This is a genomic window from Sorangium sp. So ce367 (assembly GCF_051520455.1).
Classification (GTDB): Bacteria; Myxococcota_A; Polyangia; order Polyangiales; family Polyangiaceae; genus Sorangium; species Sorangium cellulosum_B.
Window position 1 is genome coordinate 4361233 of the sequence record NZ_CP150334.1, and the last position, 15211, is coordinate 4376443.

Genomic DNA, 15211 nt, shown 5'->3' on the forward strand with positions numbered 1-15211 from the left:
GTGGGTGACCGAGGGTGGGGTGGAGCAGGCTTCGTGCCCTGAGCGTGACCGAACGAGCTTGGTTGGCGCCTGTGAGGGGCACTCCACGAGGCCGGGCAGCTCGGCACTACCTTGCACGCAACCGGAGACGGACCTGGGCGAGGCCGTACTAGTTCCGCCTGCCAGAAGTCCGGCCAGCGATCTGGGGAGAGATTTCAACGCAAAGCCGCAAAGTCGCAAAGCCGCAAAACAACAGATCTTGCGCAGTTTTGCGCCTTTGCGACTTGGCGCCTTTGCGTTGAACTCTTTCTCCCCTCGCGACGCCGGTCCCTGGCAGGATCTCTGACCCGAGGTACTAGGGTCCAGGCGCCGGGTAGGTTTCCTTCATCTCCTGGATCCAGCGCGAGACCACGTCCACTCCCGTCTCGTCGACCTTGTGCGTCCCGATGCGCGGCATCTGCCCTTCGAAGCCGCGGAGCACCTGGCGGGCGACAAGCAAGCTGCGCGACGGGTCCCCCGGCCGGATGTCATACCAGTTGGCGGGGTCGGGGTTCGTGAGGCCCTCGTACTTCGCGTTCTCCGCGGGGCGCTTGTTGATGCCCGTCCGGGCGGCGTCCGTGGCCATCACGTCGCCGAGCTCGCTCGCCTCGAGCCGCAGGTACAGGCCCGTATCGTGAGCCGCCGCCTCGGGCAGGTCATTGTGACAGCTCACGCCGCAGTTGGCGTGCAGGTAGCCGAGCGCCTGGCGCTCCACCTCGTTGCCAGGAATCGTGAGGGCGAGATTGCTCGCGTCCGCGATCACACCGAGCTCGACCAGCGTCTCGGCCGAGAGCCCCTGGGCGCCAGCGCCGAGCATCAGCGCGTCCCAGCCGAGGACGTAATCGGCGCGTCCGACGTGGCACTCCTGGCACTGATCGCGGTTCGGCACCGTGTGGCCAGTGCCGTAGAGATCCGTCACGCCGAAGTCGTTCTGCATCTGGATCGCCTGCTTCTCGTCCTCGGACCACACATAGCTCGTGTAGACCCAGCCGGCGGCCGTCTTGCGCAGGAGGCGAGTCTCCGCGAGGCGCTGCGCGCCGCCCGCGCCCGTCACGCTGAACTCCTTCCAGAACTGCGTCCCCTCGGGGTAGATGAACGCGTCCGGATTGCTCGTGTCCACCTGCTGCCCTTTCGGAATCGACACGAAGCGCCGCTTCTTGGCCCCGTCGCTCCAGAGCTCCACGGCAGGCTTGTACTCGAGCACACCGCACGCGGGCTCGCGCTGATCGAAGTTCCCGTAGAGCCCCGTACAGCGCAGGTCCACCGGCAGCACGCCGTCGAGCGGCGCAGCGCAGTCCACGTCGGTTGGCATCGCGAACTCCGCGCAGCCCGCGCCGCCGGCGCCACCCGCGCCGCCTGCGCCGCTCGTTTGCGCGCCCGATCCGCCGCTGCCCACCGTGGCGCCCGATCCCCCTTCGCCCTCGGGCTGCGCCTGCCCGCCGCCCGAGCTGCATCCCGCCGCGAGCAGCAGCGCGCCGACGAGTGAACCGTTCCTCACGACATGAAAAAGCATGCGCGCAGTCTGCCACAGGAGAGGAGCGCTTGGGAGCGTGGAGTCGCGCCTTCGCCATGCCGCATCGCGCATCGCCCCGCGTCGCGCGCTTCATCCGGTCACCGGTCGTCTGCCTTTGCAGGGATGTGAACGTCGATCAATCGACGATCGGGCGGACAGGAGCGGTGGAACCGACAGAGCCCGATGAGGGCAGGGCGCCCTCTGGAAAAAGTGAACCTATCGAATGGTCCACTCTTGCTGTACACCGCGCGTCCAGCGCCGGATCGTTCACGGCTTGGACACCCGGCATGGCCTGTCCGCCGCGCTCTTGCGCCGCTCCGGCGCCATGCTCGCGAGGTCGCGGCGGGCCCGGTGCGGCCTCGGCAGCAGGCGCTGCTGACCGCGTGCTCGTGACGCAGCACCTGGCGCGCGAAGTCCGGCCGAAGCGCGTGGAAATGCCTGGCACGGCGCGTGCGATACGCCGCCGCCGACGACGACGACGCGCGTCGGAGCAGCGACCCGGCACGGAAAGCGCGCTCGGCGGTGCGCCGCCCGGGCCCTCGGTGGTGCGCCGCCCGGGTCGTCACCCCGCCCAGCGCGCCAGAGAACAACCTTTTCACGGAGCCGTTGCATGAGTGGTCTCAGTCTCGTCTTCGATACGCCCCAGCTCGCGCAGGACTACGAGGTGCGCAGCGCCGATCGGCAGTTCCGCAATGGAAAGCGGCTGATCGCCGATCTCGGCGTCCACCACGGCGATCACGTGCTCGACGTCGGCAGCGGCACCGGGCTGCTCGCAGAGCACGTGGCGGGCCTCGTCGGGCCGACCGGGAAGGTGATCGGGATCGACCCGCTGCCGCTGCGCGTGGAGATCGCCCAGCAGAAGGCGAAGGCGAACCTCTCCTTCCAGGTCGGCAACGCGTACGCGCTCGACGGGCTCCCCTCCGGCAGCTTCGATGTCGTGTACCTCAACGCCGTCTTCCACTGGCTCCCCGAGAAGACCGAGCCGCTGCGGCAGATCCACCGGCTGCTCAAGCCGGGGGGCCGGATCGGGCTCACCACGGGCGCGAAGGATCACCCGAACCGCCTGCAGGCCATCAAGCGGGAGGTGCTCTCGCGTGAGCCCTACGCGCGTTATCCGGAGTCCCGGGATGGGACGCCCCACTGGGTCACCGCCGTGGAGCTCGCCGGGCTGCTCGGGGGCGCCGGCTTCACCGTGCAGAAGATCGAGGCCCAGGAGAACGTGCACCATCAGCCGGACGGGCGCGCCGCCATCGCCTTCTCGCAGGCGAGCTCGTTCGGCAACTTCCTCGGCCACCTGCCCGAGTCGCTGCGCAGCCAGGCCATCGAGGACATCCAGCGCGAGCTCGAGGCCTTCCGGACGCCCGAGGGCATCCGGCTCGAGGGGAAGCGCCTCTTCGCCATCGCACACAAACCGGCGTCGCACTGAGCCGACAGGTCGATAGCCGACCACCACACCGCGACGCCATCCCAGCACCCTTTTCGCTTTCTCTGCCACGAGGAGAATTCCGCATGAGCGCTACACAGAACCAGAGCAACAACGTTCTCGAGATCGTCCCCGTCGCTGGCCGGATCGGCGCGGAGGTGCGCGGCGTGCGCCTCAGCGGCGATCTCGACGCCGCCACCGTGAGCGAGATCCGGAAAGCCTGGCTGCGATACAAAGTCATCTTCTTCAGGGGCCAGCACCACCTCGACGACGGCTCGCAGGAGGCGCTCACAACGCTGTTCGGCGCCAAGCCCGTCGCGCACCCGACGGTGCCGGTGGTCAATGGCACCGAAACCATCCATGAGCTCGACTCGCGGGAGGGCGGGCGCGCGAACTCCTGGCACACCGACGTCACGTTCGTGGACGCCTACCCGAGGGCCTCGATCCTCCGCGCGCTCGTGATCCCGGCGTACGGTGGCGATACCGTCTGGGCCAACACGGTCGCCGCGTACCAGGATCTGCCGCCCGCGCTGCGCGCGCTCGCGGACACGCTGTGGGCGGTCCACAGCAACGAGTACGACTACCAGGCGCGGAAGCCGAACTCGTCGGCGGACGACGTGCGGCGCTATCAGGAGGTGTTCACGTCGACCGTGTACGAGACCGAGCACCCCGTTGTGCGCGTCCACCCGGAGACCGGGGAGCGGTCGCTCGTGCTGGGCCACTTCGTCAAGCGGCTGCTCGGCGTCTCGTCCCACGACTCGACGCACCTCTTCCAGGTGCTCCAGGAGCACGTCACGCGCCTCGAGAACACCGTGCGCTGGCGCTGGGCCCCGGGCGACGTGGCGGTCTGGGACAACCGCGCCACGCAGCACTACGCGATCAACGACTACGGCGATCAGGTCCGCGTGGTGCGCCGCGTGACGGTGGACGGGGACGCGCCCGTCAGCATCGACGGCCGGCGCAGCGTCACCCGCAAGAAGGCGCCGCGCGCCGCCGCCGCGAGGAGCGAGAGCGCCGGGGTCGCCGTGGCCGCGGCGACCGCGTAGTCGCGCCGAGCCGAGGCGCGTCCGCGGGCGTCAGGGGATCCTTGACGGCCGCGGACGTGTGCGCTTCACCTGCGGCGGAGGAGCACCCCGTGGGTCCAACAAGCAAGCGCGACGACGCTCGAGACGGAGCGCAGAGCACGGCGCACGTCGTGGTGATCATGCTGATCGTGGCCTTCGGCGTGCTCGCGCTGCCGTGGATGGTCCTCCGGAAGCTGGACGCCCGGACGGGCGGCGTGGCGGCGTCCGGCGTCCCGGCCGAGGACCTCGCCCAGGGCGGCAAGATCTATTATCGCTCGTGCGCCAGCTGTCACCAGGCCAGGGGGGAGGGGAAGCCGGGGCGCTATCCGCCCCTCACCGGCTCGTCATGGCTGCTCGAGGACAAGGAGACGCCGATCCGGATCACGCTGCTCGGAGCCGCCGGCCCGATGGAGGTGAACGGCGCGCTCTACAACGACGTGATGCCCAACCTCGGCGTCACGCTGTCGGACGAGGACGTCGCGCTGGTGCTCACCTACGTCCGGTCGAGCTGGGGGAACAGCGCGCCCGCCATCACGCGGGACGAGGTCGCGAAGGTGCGCGCCTCGCTGGGAGACCGGGTGGAGCCGTGGGCCGGCGGCGCGGCGCTGTCGGCGGCGCGGGAGACGCGCGTCCTGCCCTGAGGCGCGCGGGCGCTCGAGGAGCAGGTCAGCCGCGGCGGCGCCTCCAGGCGAGAGGGGCGGTCACTCGCGCACGGGCTCCTGCAGATCCACCCCGAAGTGCTCGCGGTAGCCCCGCCGCGCGGCCTCGCGCAGCTCGTCGTCGCCGCGGCGGACCTGCTCCTCGAACGCCTGCGCGTACGTCTCGGGATCGACCTGCCGCGCGCCGAAGCGCAGCTTCCTCCCGGAGAGCGTCTCGAGGACGAGCGTGGCCACCCGGTGCTCGGCGCCGCCGCGGGCCACGACGCCGAAGGGGAACAGGTGCACGAGCGTGAGCTGCGGCGGCGCGTCGCCGGCCGTCATCTCGGCGATGTACGCGGAGAGCTCGCGGCTCACGCGATCCTGCGCCTCGTCGGAGAAGCCGGCGAGCAGCTCGGTCACCGCGGGCGAGAGGGGCAGGTGAGGGCCGTCGATCTGGTGCTGGAGCTCGTGCCGCTCGGTGCCGGCGAGCACGGCCCGCTCGAGCGTGGAGCCCAGGCGCTCGCGCAGCTTCGCGAGCGCGGCGTCGCAGCGCGCGAGGGCGCCGGCGCGAGCGCCGTCCGCGCCGTCCGCCGCCGCGTGGCACGTCGCGCCCTCCTGATCGAACCGCTCGGCATAGGACCGGACCTCGGAGCCGAGGACGAGCGCGAAGGGATCCTGGTCGCGCGAGAAGCCGAGGTGGACGCGGCGCTCGTCCGTCATCGGCTCCACGAGGAGCGTCGCGAAGCGGTCGTCGCCGACGCGGTAGGCGTGGACCTCCTTGACCCGGTAAGGCGTCGTGTAGAAGCGCCGCGTGGCGCCGTCGGCCGAGACACCGAGGTTGACGGCCGCGTCGAGGTAGTACCCGAGCCCGGCGCGTCGCGCCGCGTCGTTGGCCTCGGCGACGAGCCGGCCGAACGCGCGGCCGGAGAGCTCGAGATCGTCCACCTGAGCGGCCAGCGTCGCGAGCGCCGCGGCGACGTCCTTACCGTCGGGCTGCGCCCTGGCGACCGCCAGCATCTCGCGGCTGCGCGCCCTGGTCAGCACCTGCGCCTCCGCGCCCGTGCCCTGCGCGCGTCCGCCGCGCGCGTGCGCGTCGCGGGCGATGCGCGCGCGCTCCCAGCTCGGCAAGAGCTCGCCGTACACCTTGTCCCATTCGGCCGTGGGCGCGCCGAGGCTCCAGTCGACGCCCTTCGGCGCGGGGCGGCCGAGCACGAGCAGCGCGCCCAGCAGCGCGGCGACCGAGGCCGCGGCCGCGCCTGCCGCCACGATCGGCCGGGCCCCGCCCGCGCTGGCCCCGATGCCTGGCTCCAGCTCGGCTTCGGGCACCATCACGCCGAGCGCGAGCACCTCGATCGCGGACGCGAGCACCGCCACGACCGCGGCGAGCAGGAGCGCGAAGAAGGCGACGGTGCCTGCCTCGACGCCCCAGCCGCCCGAGAGGAACGCGCGGTACACGAAGAGCAGCATGAGGCCCGGCATGGCCCACACGGCCGCGATCGCGAGGCCCGGGTGCTCGCGCCGGGGCACGCGGCGCGCGTACGCGAGGCCCAGCAGGGCGATCGCGAGCGGGCCGAGCACGAAGAGCAGGACCATGCCGTAGCCGAGCTGGAAGCGGGCGTCGGGCAGCGTCGCGACGAGCACGGCGGCGCGCGCGATCGTCTGCGCGGGGATCTCGCCGCGCGATGGCCAGAGGTAGAAGACGAGCGCCGCGGCGAGCGACGCGACGAGCAGCGCGCTGCCGCCCCTGCGCGCCCGCGCGTGGAAGCGCAGCACCACGCCCGCCGCGGTGAACGCGAAGACCGCGAGGAACGGGGCCGGCCGCGTCACGAGGCTGTCCGGCAGCGGCAGCATGTCCCACGCGGAGCTCCGGCGGCCGATCCACACGGCGACGTTCACGGCCACGAACGCGGCGAGCACCGCGATGGCGCGCGACGTCGGCCGCTCGACGAGCAGGCCCGCGCGCCGCTCGGTGCGCGCGCCGAGGAAGAGCAGCCACAGGCCGGCGATCGCGGGCGCGAGCGCGGCGACCTGGGCGGCGGGCGCGAGCTCGGGGAGCACGCTCCACACGAAGATCCCGTGGCCGTAGGCGACCTCGTACGGCACCAGGGCCGACAGCGCGAGCGCGAGGCCGCTCCACAGGCAGCGCGCGCGGAGGCGCTCGGCCGACATGCGGTAGAACATCGCGGTCGCGGCGCTCTCCTCGCCGGGAGGAGCGGCGGCGTCCGGCGGCGGGGCGCTGGCTCCGTGCTGCGGAGGGAGGAGGGGCGCGGTCACGGCTCGACCGCCGCGCTCGCGATGCGCGAGATCGACCGCTTCTGCGGGAACACCGGGTCGCGGTACCGCACCTCGAACAGCACGCGCTTCCCGTCGGCGGAGAACCGCGGCACCCGCTCCGTCGCGGAGCCCACCGTCAGCTTCTTGATCTCGCCCGTGGAGAGCGCCAGCACCGCGATGTCCGTGCCGCCCGCGCCCCGCGTCTCGAACGCGACGCGCGCGGCGTCGGGCGAGAACGCGGGCCACGAAGCCCCGCCCGGGGCCGCGTACACCTTCCGGCGCCACGTCGTCGTGTCGATGACCGCGATCCCCGGCTCGTCGCCGTCGACGACGCACACGATCTTCGTCCCGTCGCTCGATGCCGCCGGGTTGCGCAGATCCTCCCCGGGCTTCGCGCGGAACGGGCGCTCGATCGACAGCGGCTGCTTGCCCACGTCGACCACAGCGAGGTGCGGCGCGTCGCCCTCCGACGCGTCGGGCACGTAGACGAACGCGAGCCTCGTCTGGTCGAGCCACGCGAACCCGCCGAGCGACTCGTTCTCGGTGTGGAGGCCGAACACCTCCTTGCCGCCGTCGGTGTCGAGCACCATCAGATCGGCCTGCGCGTCCGCCTCCGGGCGATCGTAGACCGCCACGAACCTGCCGCCGGGGGCGAGCTTCGGGTCGACGAAGCGGTGCTCCGGATCCACGCGCACGCGCTTGCTCTGCCCGGATCGGTCGACGACCGTGATCGTCTTCGCCCAGCCGAAGAAGTCCTCCACCAGCGCGACCCGGTCGCCGTCGCGCTGCGACGACGGGTACGAGTACACGTGATAACCCCTCCACATCGGCTTGACCGCGCCGGGATCCGTCGTGGGGACGGCCGGTTGATCGAGCGGCCGCCACTCGACCGTCTCCAGCGCCTCGCTGCGGGCGAGGTCCCTGGACCTCACCGAGTGGAACACCGAGACGTCGCCTGTCTTGACGAAATAGCCGCCCTCGGCCGTGCCCACGAGCAGGTCCTCCGCCGCCTGGGGCGACAGGAAGGTCACGCGACCCTGCTCCTCGGCCTCGATCTCCTTCGCGCGGGTGGCGTACGCGCCGGCGGCCCGGTCGAGGTTCGCAGCGCGGTCCTTCACGAACCTGCGCGCCGACGCCAGCCGCTCCAGCAGCTTGATGTCCGATCCCTCCGTGATCTCGCGCACCGAGGGGTGGTCCATGAGCTGCGCGATCACCGCGTCGAGCGCCTGGGAGGCCATGGAGTTCGCGAGCAGCGCCATCGCGCGGTCCTTCTTCGTCGCCCCGGAGTAGCCGCGGATCCGCCGCTCGGTCGACGTGCCCTTGTCGAGGAACGTGAGCGTCACCGGCGCGTCGACCCGGAGCTCGAAGTAACCCTCCTTGATGGGGTGCTCCACGATCTCGGGCGCGAGGCGCGCCTCGATGATGAAGCCGGCGCCGAGCGCCTTCGCGGCCTCCTTCGGGTCCTTGGCGCTCTCGAGCGCCTTCATCACCTTCGGGTCGCCGCCCTTCACGGGATCGAACCCGAGCTCCGCGAGGTGCTCGCCGAGCTCGTCGGCCAGCCTCGCCGCGGGCTGCGACCCTTCCCACCAGTACCCGTCGAGATCGATGGCCACGAGGATGCGCAGCGGATCGGTCGCCGTCATCGAGCGGAAGGCGAGGAGGCCCGCCGCCGCGATCACGAGGCCGAGCACCGCGAAGACCGGCCAGAGCCTGCGCTTCGGCACGAGCGCCTCGAGCGACTCCGGCGGTTCGGGCTCGGGGGCGGGGGGCTGCGCGTCGGTCGGTGTTCGGGGCTCCTCCATGGAAGGGGACGTGCCCTATCCGCGAGAGGGCGTAAAGCTGCGCGCCCCCCATGACCGTCTGACCATACTCTGCCGGCGCGGAGGGCTCGAATTGGGCCTGGATTCGCGGAGGCATGCGTCGTGCAAGCGCGTCAAGCCCTGCTCTTCATCAACGAGGTCCCCGATGAACACCGCACATACCTTCCGATGCACGCTTGCCCATCGCCTCTTCGCCCTGCTCGCGCTCCCCGCTGCTGCGGGCGCGGCCGGCTGCACCAATACCTATAGCAGCTGTCCGGAGGATCCCGAGCCCGTCTCGAAGGTGGCCTGCTTCGCGTGGCCGCAGGACGAGGCTGACGGCCTCGGAGATGCTGGCGGCGAGGGGGGAGCCGGGGGGGGCGGAGGTGCCGGCGAGAGCGAGCCTGTCGCGTGCCCCTCGCGGTCGGAAGGGCAGGAAATCCTCAATCAGTCCGGCTTCGGATCGCACAGCGTCAAGAGCGATGGAGCCTTGCAGGACGGCCAGTGCTGCTATCAGACGTACTTCATCCCGATGTGCGAGGGGCGCCCGTACCTCGTCGAGGAGGCGGCGCGGACAGCGCCGTTCGTCCGCGCCCGCGGCAACGCCGGCTGGGGCGCGCCGGAGGCCGCCGCGCCGCGGATCGATCATCTCACCGCGGACCTGCGGGCGGCGCTGGCCGCGGCGTGGACGCGCGACGCGCTCTTCGAGCACGCGTCCGTGGCCTCGTTCGGCCGCTTCGCGCTCGAGCTGCTCGCCGCGGGCGCGCCGGCCGATCTCGTGGAGGAGGCGCACCGCGCGGCGCTCGACGAGGCCCGCCACGCGCGCCTCTGCTTCGCCCTCGCGAGCGCCTATGCGGGCGAGGCGATCGCGCCGGGCGCGTTTCCCTTCGACGGGCGGGTGGAGGTCGAGGCAGATCTCGCGTCGATCGCGGCGCGCGCGGCGAAGGAAGGCTGCATCGGCGAGACCATCGCGGCGGTGGTCGCCGCCGAGGAGCTCGGCGCAGCGGAGGACCCGGCGGTGCGGAGCGCGCTCGCGATCATCGCCGCGGACGAGGCGCGGCACGCGGAGCTCGCGTGGGGCACGGTGGCGTGGGCGATCCGCGCGGGCGGCGAGCGGGTGCGGGCGGCGGTGGAAGAGGTGTTCGCGGGGCTCGGGCGCGCGGAGCTCGAGGGAGGCGACAGCGCGGGAGGCGCGCAGCTCGCGGCGCACGGGCGGTTCGGCGCCGCGGCGCGCGGCGAGGCGGCCGCGCGCGTGATCGAGGAGATCGTGCGGCCGGCGTCGAGGTTGCTCCTGGCAGGGCGCCCGGACGAAGCGGCCCAGAGCGCGATGATGGCTTGAGGGGAGGGGCCCTTCCGGTCGCTTTGTCCACGCGATGCGCTCCCTGTCCGTCATGAAGGAAGCGCATCTCGTGACCGCGGCGACAGGGTTTATCGGCGGCTCCCGGCGGCGATCATGGACGAGGCGCCAGCCTGAACGCCGCGTGTGGAACGGCGACAACACCTGGCCTTTTCAGCGTATACATTTTGCGTCTTCCAGCACGTTTCCAGCAGCCGGAGGTCTGTGCCCTGGGCGGCGACCGCGGATCCTGCTGCATGGACGCGCCCCCTGAACTCGGCACGCCCGCAGCGATCTCGCTCATTTCGAGGAGAGGTGCTGTCGTCAGAGGCTCGACCCACGACCCCGGCAGCCTTCTTGCACAGCCGCGCCGGTCGCAGGAGGCGCAATGAAAGCTTTATCCGGAGCGTGGCTCACCGCGCTCGTCGCCATGATCACGGCTATCGCCGGGTGCAAGGTGCTCGACTACCATGACACCATCCCGTGGGACGAAATCCCAGACCTCTCGGGGGCCCCGCACTATCGGCCTCCCAATGTCTCCGCGGTGCCGCCTCCCCCGATCAGCGGCGGGACGCTCCTCGTGACCGCCGACAAGGCGCTTGCCATCGCGGCGGATCCGGACCGCGACAGGATCTCCATCGTCGACCTCCGCACCTTCGAGGTGGACGCCATCCTCCCTCTGGAGAAGGACGACGAGCCCGGGCGCGTGGCCGAGGGGGCGGCTGGCTCCTTTCATGTGGCGCTCCGCCGCGGGGGCGCGGTGGTCACGATCGATCTCGCGACCAGGGAGATGCACCGCAGGCCCGTTTGCCCCGCGCCTCGCGGGATCGCGTACGACGCCTCGACAGACCTGCTCCACGTGGCGTGCGCGGGCGGCGAGCTCGTGACGCTCTCCTCGGACGTCGCTGCCCCGCCGGTCCGCGAGCTCCGCCTCGACCGCGATCTGCGCGACGTGGTCGTCGAGGGGGACTCGCTCCTCGTGAGCCGCTTCCGGTCCGCCGAGCTCCTGGTGGTCGCGAAGGACGGGACCGTGGCCGAGCGAATCAGGCCGCTGGCGTACATCCCGGGTGAGCTGTACGGCGACGAGAACGACGCGCGCGAGTTCGAGCCGGCGGTGGCGTGGAGGACGGTCCCGCTGCCTGGGGGCGGTGTGGCGATGCTGCATCAGCGCGCCATCGTCACGCCCGTCGACGCCGTGGGGGCCGGTCGCTACTACTCGAAGGATTGCAGACGAAGCTTGATCCACGCGGCGGTGACCCTCACGCGACCGTTGCCCAGCGAGGGCCACCCGTCGGATCCTGTGCTGTCCAGGCATGGTGTGGGCGGCATCGGGGTGGGGCTGCTCCCGGTCGACATCGCGGTGTCGCCGGATGGGCTCAGCGCGGCGATCGTGCAGGCGGGCAGCCGCGATGTCGTCGAGACGCCGCTGGAGACCCTCGAGCGGGAAGACGGGAACGATACCTGCGCGCTCGCCCCCGACCAGCGCCGCCTCTTCATCGGCTCCAGCGGCGAGCCCATCGCCGTCGGCTACGACAGAGAGAGAAACCTGCTCGTGCAGGTACGGGAGCCGCCGAGCATCCTGCGCTTCGGGGCCCTCAGCGGCGAGAAGCTCGGCACGCTCGAGCTTCCCGGGGAGAGCCGGCTCGATGATGCCCATGCCCTCTTCCATGGCGACGGCGGTGGATTGCTCTCCGTCACCTGCGCGTCCTGCCATCCGGAGGGGCATGAAGACGGGCGGGTATGGAACTTCCAACCCTCCGGACCGCGCCGCACGCAATCCGTCGCAGGCGGCGTCCTCGACACGATGCCGCTGCACTGGGACGGTGGCTTGGCAGACTTCAGGAGCTTCATGGAGGAGGTGCTCCAGAAGCGGATGGGCCGCTCGCTTCCGGACCCCGAGTACCTCGACGCGTTCGCGGCGTGGCTCGACACGATCAAGGCCCTGCCCCGGTCGAAGCCGTTGGACGAGGACGCCGTCGAGCGTGGCAAGTGGCTCCTCTACGACCCGACCCTGGGGTGCACGACGTGCCACTCCGGGAGGAAGCTCACGAACAACGAGACGGTCGACGTGGGCACGGGCAAGCCGTTCCAGGTGCCCTCGCTGCACGGGCTCGCGGCGCGCGCCCCGTACATGCACGACGGCTGCGCCGCGACGCTCCACGACCGCTTCGGCCCGTGTGGGGGAGGGGACCGGCACGGCGTCACCTCGGCGCTCACGCCGGCCCAGATCGACGATCTCGTCGCGTACCTCGAGACGCTCTGACCCGAGCGCTCCCGGTTCGGGCCGAGCGCCCCCTTGCGCAGCCGCGAAGCGCCCTGGCTTGGGGGCGACGCGCCCAGGAGCTACCCTCATCGCATGTCCGACCTGCTCGTCAACATCGATGTTCCGGCGCTCGATCCCGCCATCGCGTTCTACACGCGTGCGTTCGGCTTGCGCGTCGGGCGGCGCTTTGGTGCCTCCGGGGTCGAGCTCCTCGGCGCGGCGGCTCCCATCTACCTCCTGGTGAAGCAGGCCGGCAGCGAGCCTGCCGCCGGCGCGTCCCCGCGCGACTACCGGCGCCACTGGACGCCGGTCCACCTCGATTTCGTTGTCGACGATCTCGAGGCCGCCGCGCGCCGCGCGCAGGAGGCAGGCGCGGTTCCCGAAGCCGAGATCGAGGTGGCGGCGTGGGGGCGCATGCTCCGCCTGGCCGATCCCTTCGGCCACGGCGTCTGCCTCCTCCAGTTCAGCGGCCGCGGCTACGACGAGATCGCCACGCCCGGCTGAGCGCGCGGAGGCTACGCGGGGCAGTCGCCCTCGGCGCCCTCGGCGAGATCACATGGCCTCCCGCCGCGCGCCGGCGCGGGGCCCTGGGGTCTGCTTCCCGCGCAGGTAGCGCTCGAGCAGCTGCACGAGCTCCTCGGCCAGCGCGCCGGAGCGCACGTCGCCGGGCCGCTCGACGATCGCCTGATGCACGACCGCGTGCGCCGCCGTCTGCATCATCCACCACGCGAGCTCCACGTCCGGCGCCGGGCAGCCCCACGCCGCGAGGAGCTGCTTCGCCTCCTCGAGCAGGAAGCCCTCGCTCGCCGCGGAACGGGTCGCCCTGATCCGCGGCATCTGCTCGAGGAACACGCGGTGCAGCTCGGGCTCCACGGCGTGGGCGGCGATGCCGGCCTCCACGATCGTCCGGACCACCCGATCGGGCGACTGCCCTTGATGCGCGGCGAGCACCGCGGCCGCGGCCGCGCGGCCCTGCTCGATGTGCCGGCGGTGGAGCTCGGCCACGAGCGCCTCCTTGCCCGGAAAGAACTGGTACAGGGACGCGACGTTCACCCCGGCCCGCTGGGCCACGCGGTTCGTCGTCAGCCGCGCGTACCCGTCCTGCACCAGAATGTAAGCGGTCGCCTGCAGGATCGCCTCGACCGTCGCGCGCGACCGGTCCTGCGTCGGCTGTTTCCGCGGCGTGACAGCGTCCCGCTTGCGCATGGAACCATGCTGGCAGAACGCAAGCTGACGAGGCAAGCGACAGCTTCCAAGATGGCGTGACTTCACCTGACAGGAGACAGCCAATGAATCCGTCGCTGAGCACGCATGTCCTCATCGCGGGGGCGGGGCCCACCGGCCTGACCCTCGCGTGCGATCTGGCCCGCCGCGGCGTGGCGTGCCGGATCGTCGACAAGGCGCCTGCCCATTTCGCCGGCTCTCGTGGAAAGGGCGTGCAGCCGCGCACCCTCGAGGTCCTCGACGATCTCGGGGTGCTGGACGCGGCGATGGCCGCCGGAGCCCCTTACCCGCTGATCCGCGCCTACGACGGCGCTGCGGTGCTCGGCGACTGGGCCATGTTCGAGCGCCGCGCGCCCGCGCCGGACGTGCCCTATCCGAACATCCTGCTCCTCGGGCAATGGCGGACGGAGGAGATCCTGCGCGCCCGGCTCGCGGAGCACGGCGTCCGTGTCGAGCTCGCGACCGAGCTGACCGGCTTCGAGCAGGACGGCGACGGCGTGACGGCCACGCTGGTCCGGGCGGGCGAGACGGAGCGGGTCCGGGCCGGCTACCTCGTCGGCGCGGACGGGGGGCGCAGCTTCGTGCGGCGCGCGCTCGGCGTCGGCTTCCAGGGGGAGACGCTGGAGGCGGACCGGGCGCTCGTGGGCGACGTCCGCGCCGACGGGCTGGACCGCGAGCGCTGGCACGCCTGGCCGAAAGCGCTCGGCGGCCCGGTCGCGCTGTGCCCGCTGCCCGGCACGGAGCGCTTCCAGATCCTGATACCGATCCTGGGCGACGAGGCGCCCGAGCTGACGGTGGAGGCCGCCGAGAGGCTGTTCCACGAGCGGACCGGCCGCTCGGATGTCCGGCTGCACGACGCGAGCTGGCTGTCGCTCTACCGGCCCAGCGTGCGGATGGTGGACCGGTACCGGGTCGGCCGGGTGTTCCTGGCCGGCGACGCCGCGCACGTGCACCCCGCGGCAGGCGGGCAGGGCCTGAACACCGGCATCCAGGACGCCTACAACCTCGGCTGGAAGCTCGGCCAGGTGCTGGCGGGAGCGCCCGCGGCGCTGCTCGACACCTACGAGGAGGAGCGGCTGCCGGTCGCCGCGGCGATGCTCGGCCTCACCTCGAGGCTGCATCGCCGGACCGCGAAGGGAAGCCCGGGCGAGGTGCGGCGCGGCCCGGAGACGCAGCAGCTCGACATCAGCTACCGCGGGAGCTCGCTGGCCCGCGACGAGGCCAGCGACGATCACACCGCGCCGGCGCGCGTCCTCGCCGGGGACCGAGCGCCCGATGCGCCCTGTCATGACGCCGAGGGCGCGCCCGTCCGCCTGTTCGATGTGTTCCGTGGCCCGCACTTCACGCTGCTCGCCTTCGGCGCGGCCCAAGGGGACACGGTCGCTCGGGTGAACGCCCGGTACGGCCCCGCCGTGCACGCCCGCGCCGTGGTGCAGCCGGGGGAGCCAGCCGGCCGGCGCGCCCTCGTCGATACGGACAGGCACGCGCGTGCTGGCTATGGCGTTGATGGCGATGCGCTCGTGCTGGTCCGCCCGGACGGCTACATCGGATGGCGCGCTTCCCCTGGCACGCTCGAGCAGCTCGAACACTTCCTTCGCCCGCTGGTCGGGTGACCGCGTTGTCCACCCGCGCGTTCGGCTTGCGCGGTGGGCAGAGCTT

Annotated in this window: 10 protein-coding genes and 1 pseudogene; 7 read left to right on the forward strand and 4 right to left on the reverse strand. The window is 72.0% G+C overall.

Going from position 1 to position 15211, the window contains the following annotated elements:
* Window positions 1-334: 334 nt before the first annotated feature.
* Window positions 335-1516 carry a hypothetical protein gene (locus tag WME97_RS16650; RefSeq protein WP_437552891.1) on the reverse strand — a complete coding sequence of 394 codons (1182 nt, stop codon included), beginning with the start codon at window positions 1514-1516 and terminating at the stop codon, window positions 335-337.
* Between the two features lie 616 nt (window positions 1517-2132).
* Between WME97_RS16650 and WME97_RS16655 the strand changes: the two are divergent.
* The 3 genes and pseudogenes from WME97_RS16655 to WME97_RS16665 form a co-directional block, all read left to right on the forward strand.
* Window positions 2133-2957: pseudogene (locus WME97_RS16655) on the forward strand (class I SAM-dependent methyltransferase); the annotation flags it as partial.
* A gap of 83 nt (window positions 2958-3040) precedes the next feature.
* A complete protein-coding gene (locus WME97_RS16660) occupies window positions 3041-4000 on the forward strand; it encodes a TauD/TfdA dioxygenase family protein (RefSeq protein WP_437552892.1) in 960 nt (319 codons plus the stop codon).
* Window positions 4001-4089: 89 nt separating this feature from the next.
* Window positions 4090-4659 carry a c-type cytochrome gene (locus tag WME97_RS16665; RefSeq protein WP_437552893.1) on the forward strand — a complete coding sequence of 190 codons (570 nt, stop codon included), beginning with the start codon at window positions 4090-4092 and terminating at the stop codon, window positions 4657-4659.
* 60 nt (window positions 4660-4719) lie between these two features.
* Here WME97_RS16665 and WME97_RS16670 read toward each other — a convergent pair whose 3' ends face one another.
* Together WME97_RS16670 and WME97_RS16675 are read right to left on the reverse strand one after the other, a co-directional pair.
* Window positions 4720-6930 (reverse strand): hypothetical protein, encoded by a 2211-nt coding sequence (locus WME97_RS16670; protein WP_437552894.1) that lies wholly within the window; start codon window positions 6928-6930, stop codon window positions 4720-4722.
* Window positions 6927-8732 (reverse strand): hypothetical protein, encoded by a 1806-nt coding sequence (locus tag WME97_RS16675; RefSeq protein ID WP_437552895.1) that lies wholly within the window; start codon window positions 8730-8732, stop codon window positions 6927-6929. Before WME97_RS16675 ends, WME97_RS16670 begins: the two co-directional genes overlap by 4 nt.
* 163 nt (window positions 8733-8895) lie before the next feature.
* On the opposite strand from WME97_RS16675, the gene WME97_RS16680 reads away from it, so the two are divergent.
* The 3 genes from WME97_RS16680 to WME97_RS16690 all read left to right on the forward strand — a co-directional run bounded on the left by WME97_RS16680 (window position 8896) and on the right by WME97_RS16690 (window position 12832).
* Window positions 8896-10068 carry a ferritin-like domain-containing protein gene (locus tag WME97_RS16680; RefSeq protein ID WP_437552896.1) on the forward strand — a complete coding sequence of 391 codons (1173 nt, stop codon included), beginning with the start codon at window positions 8896-8898 and terminating at the stop codon, window positions 10066-10068.
* Between the two features lie 385 nt (window positions 10069-10453).
* A complete protein-coding gene (locus WME97_RS16685) occupies window positions 10454-12328 on the forward strand; it encodes a cytochrome-c peroxidase (protein WP_437552897.1) in 1875 nt (624 codons plus the stop codon).
* Between the two features lie 93 nt (window positions 12329-12421).
* The gene (locus tag WME97_RS16690) at window positions 12422-12832 is read left to right on the forward strand and encodes a VOC family protein (RefSeq protein WP_437552898.1); all 411 of its coding nucleotides are present in this window, start codon (window positions 12422-12424) and stop codon (window positions 12830-12832) included.
* A gap of 48 nt (window positions 12833-12880) precedes the next feature.
* Here WME97_RS16690 and WME97_RS16695 read toward each other — a convergent pair whose 3' ends face one another.
* On the reverse strand, window positions 12881-13534 hold the full coding sequence (locus WME97_RS16695) for a TetR/AcrR family transcriptional regulator (protein WP_437552899.1): 654 nt from the start codon (window positions 13532-13534) through the stop codon (window positions 12881-12883).
* Window positions 13535-13617: 83 nt separating this feature from the next.
* Between WME97_RS16695 and WME97_RS16700 the strand changes: the two genes are divergently transcribed.
* The gene (locus WME97_RS16700; RefSeq protein WP_437552900.1) at window positions 13618-15165 is read left to right on the forward strand and encodes an FAD-dependent oxidoreductase; all 1548 of its coding nucleotides are present in this window, start codon (window positions 13618-13620) and stop codon (window positions 15163-15165) included.
* The last annotated feature ends 46 nt before the right edge of the window (window positions 15166-15211 follow it).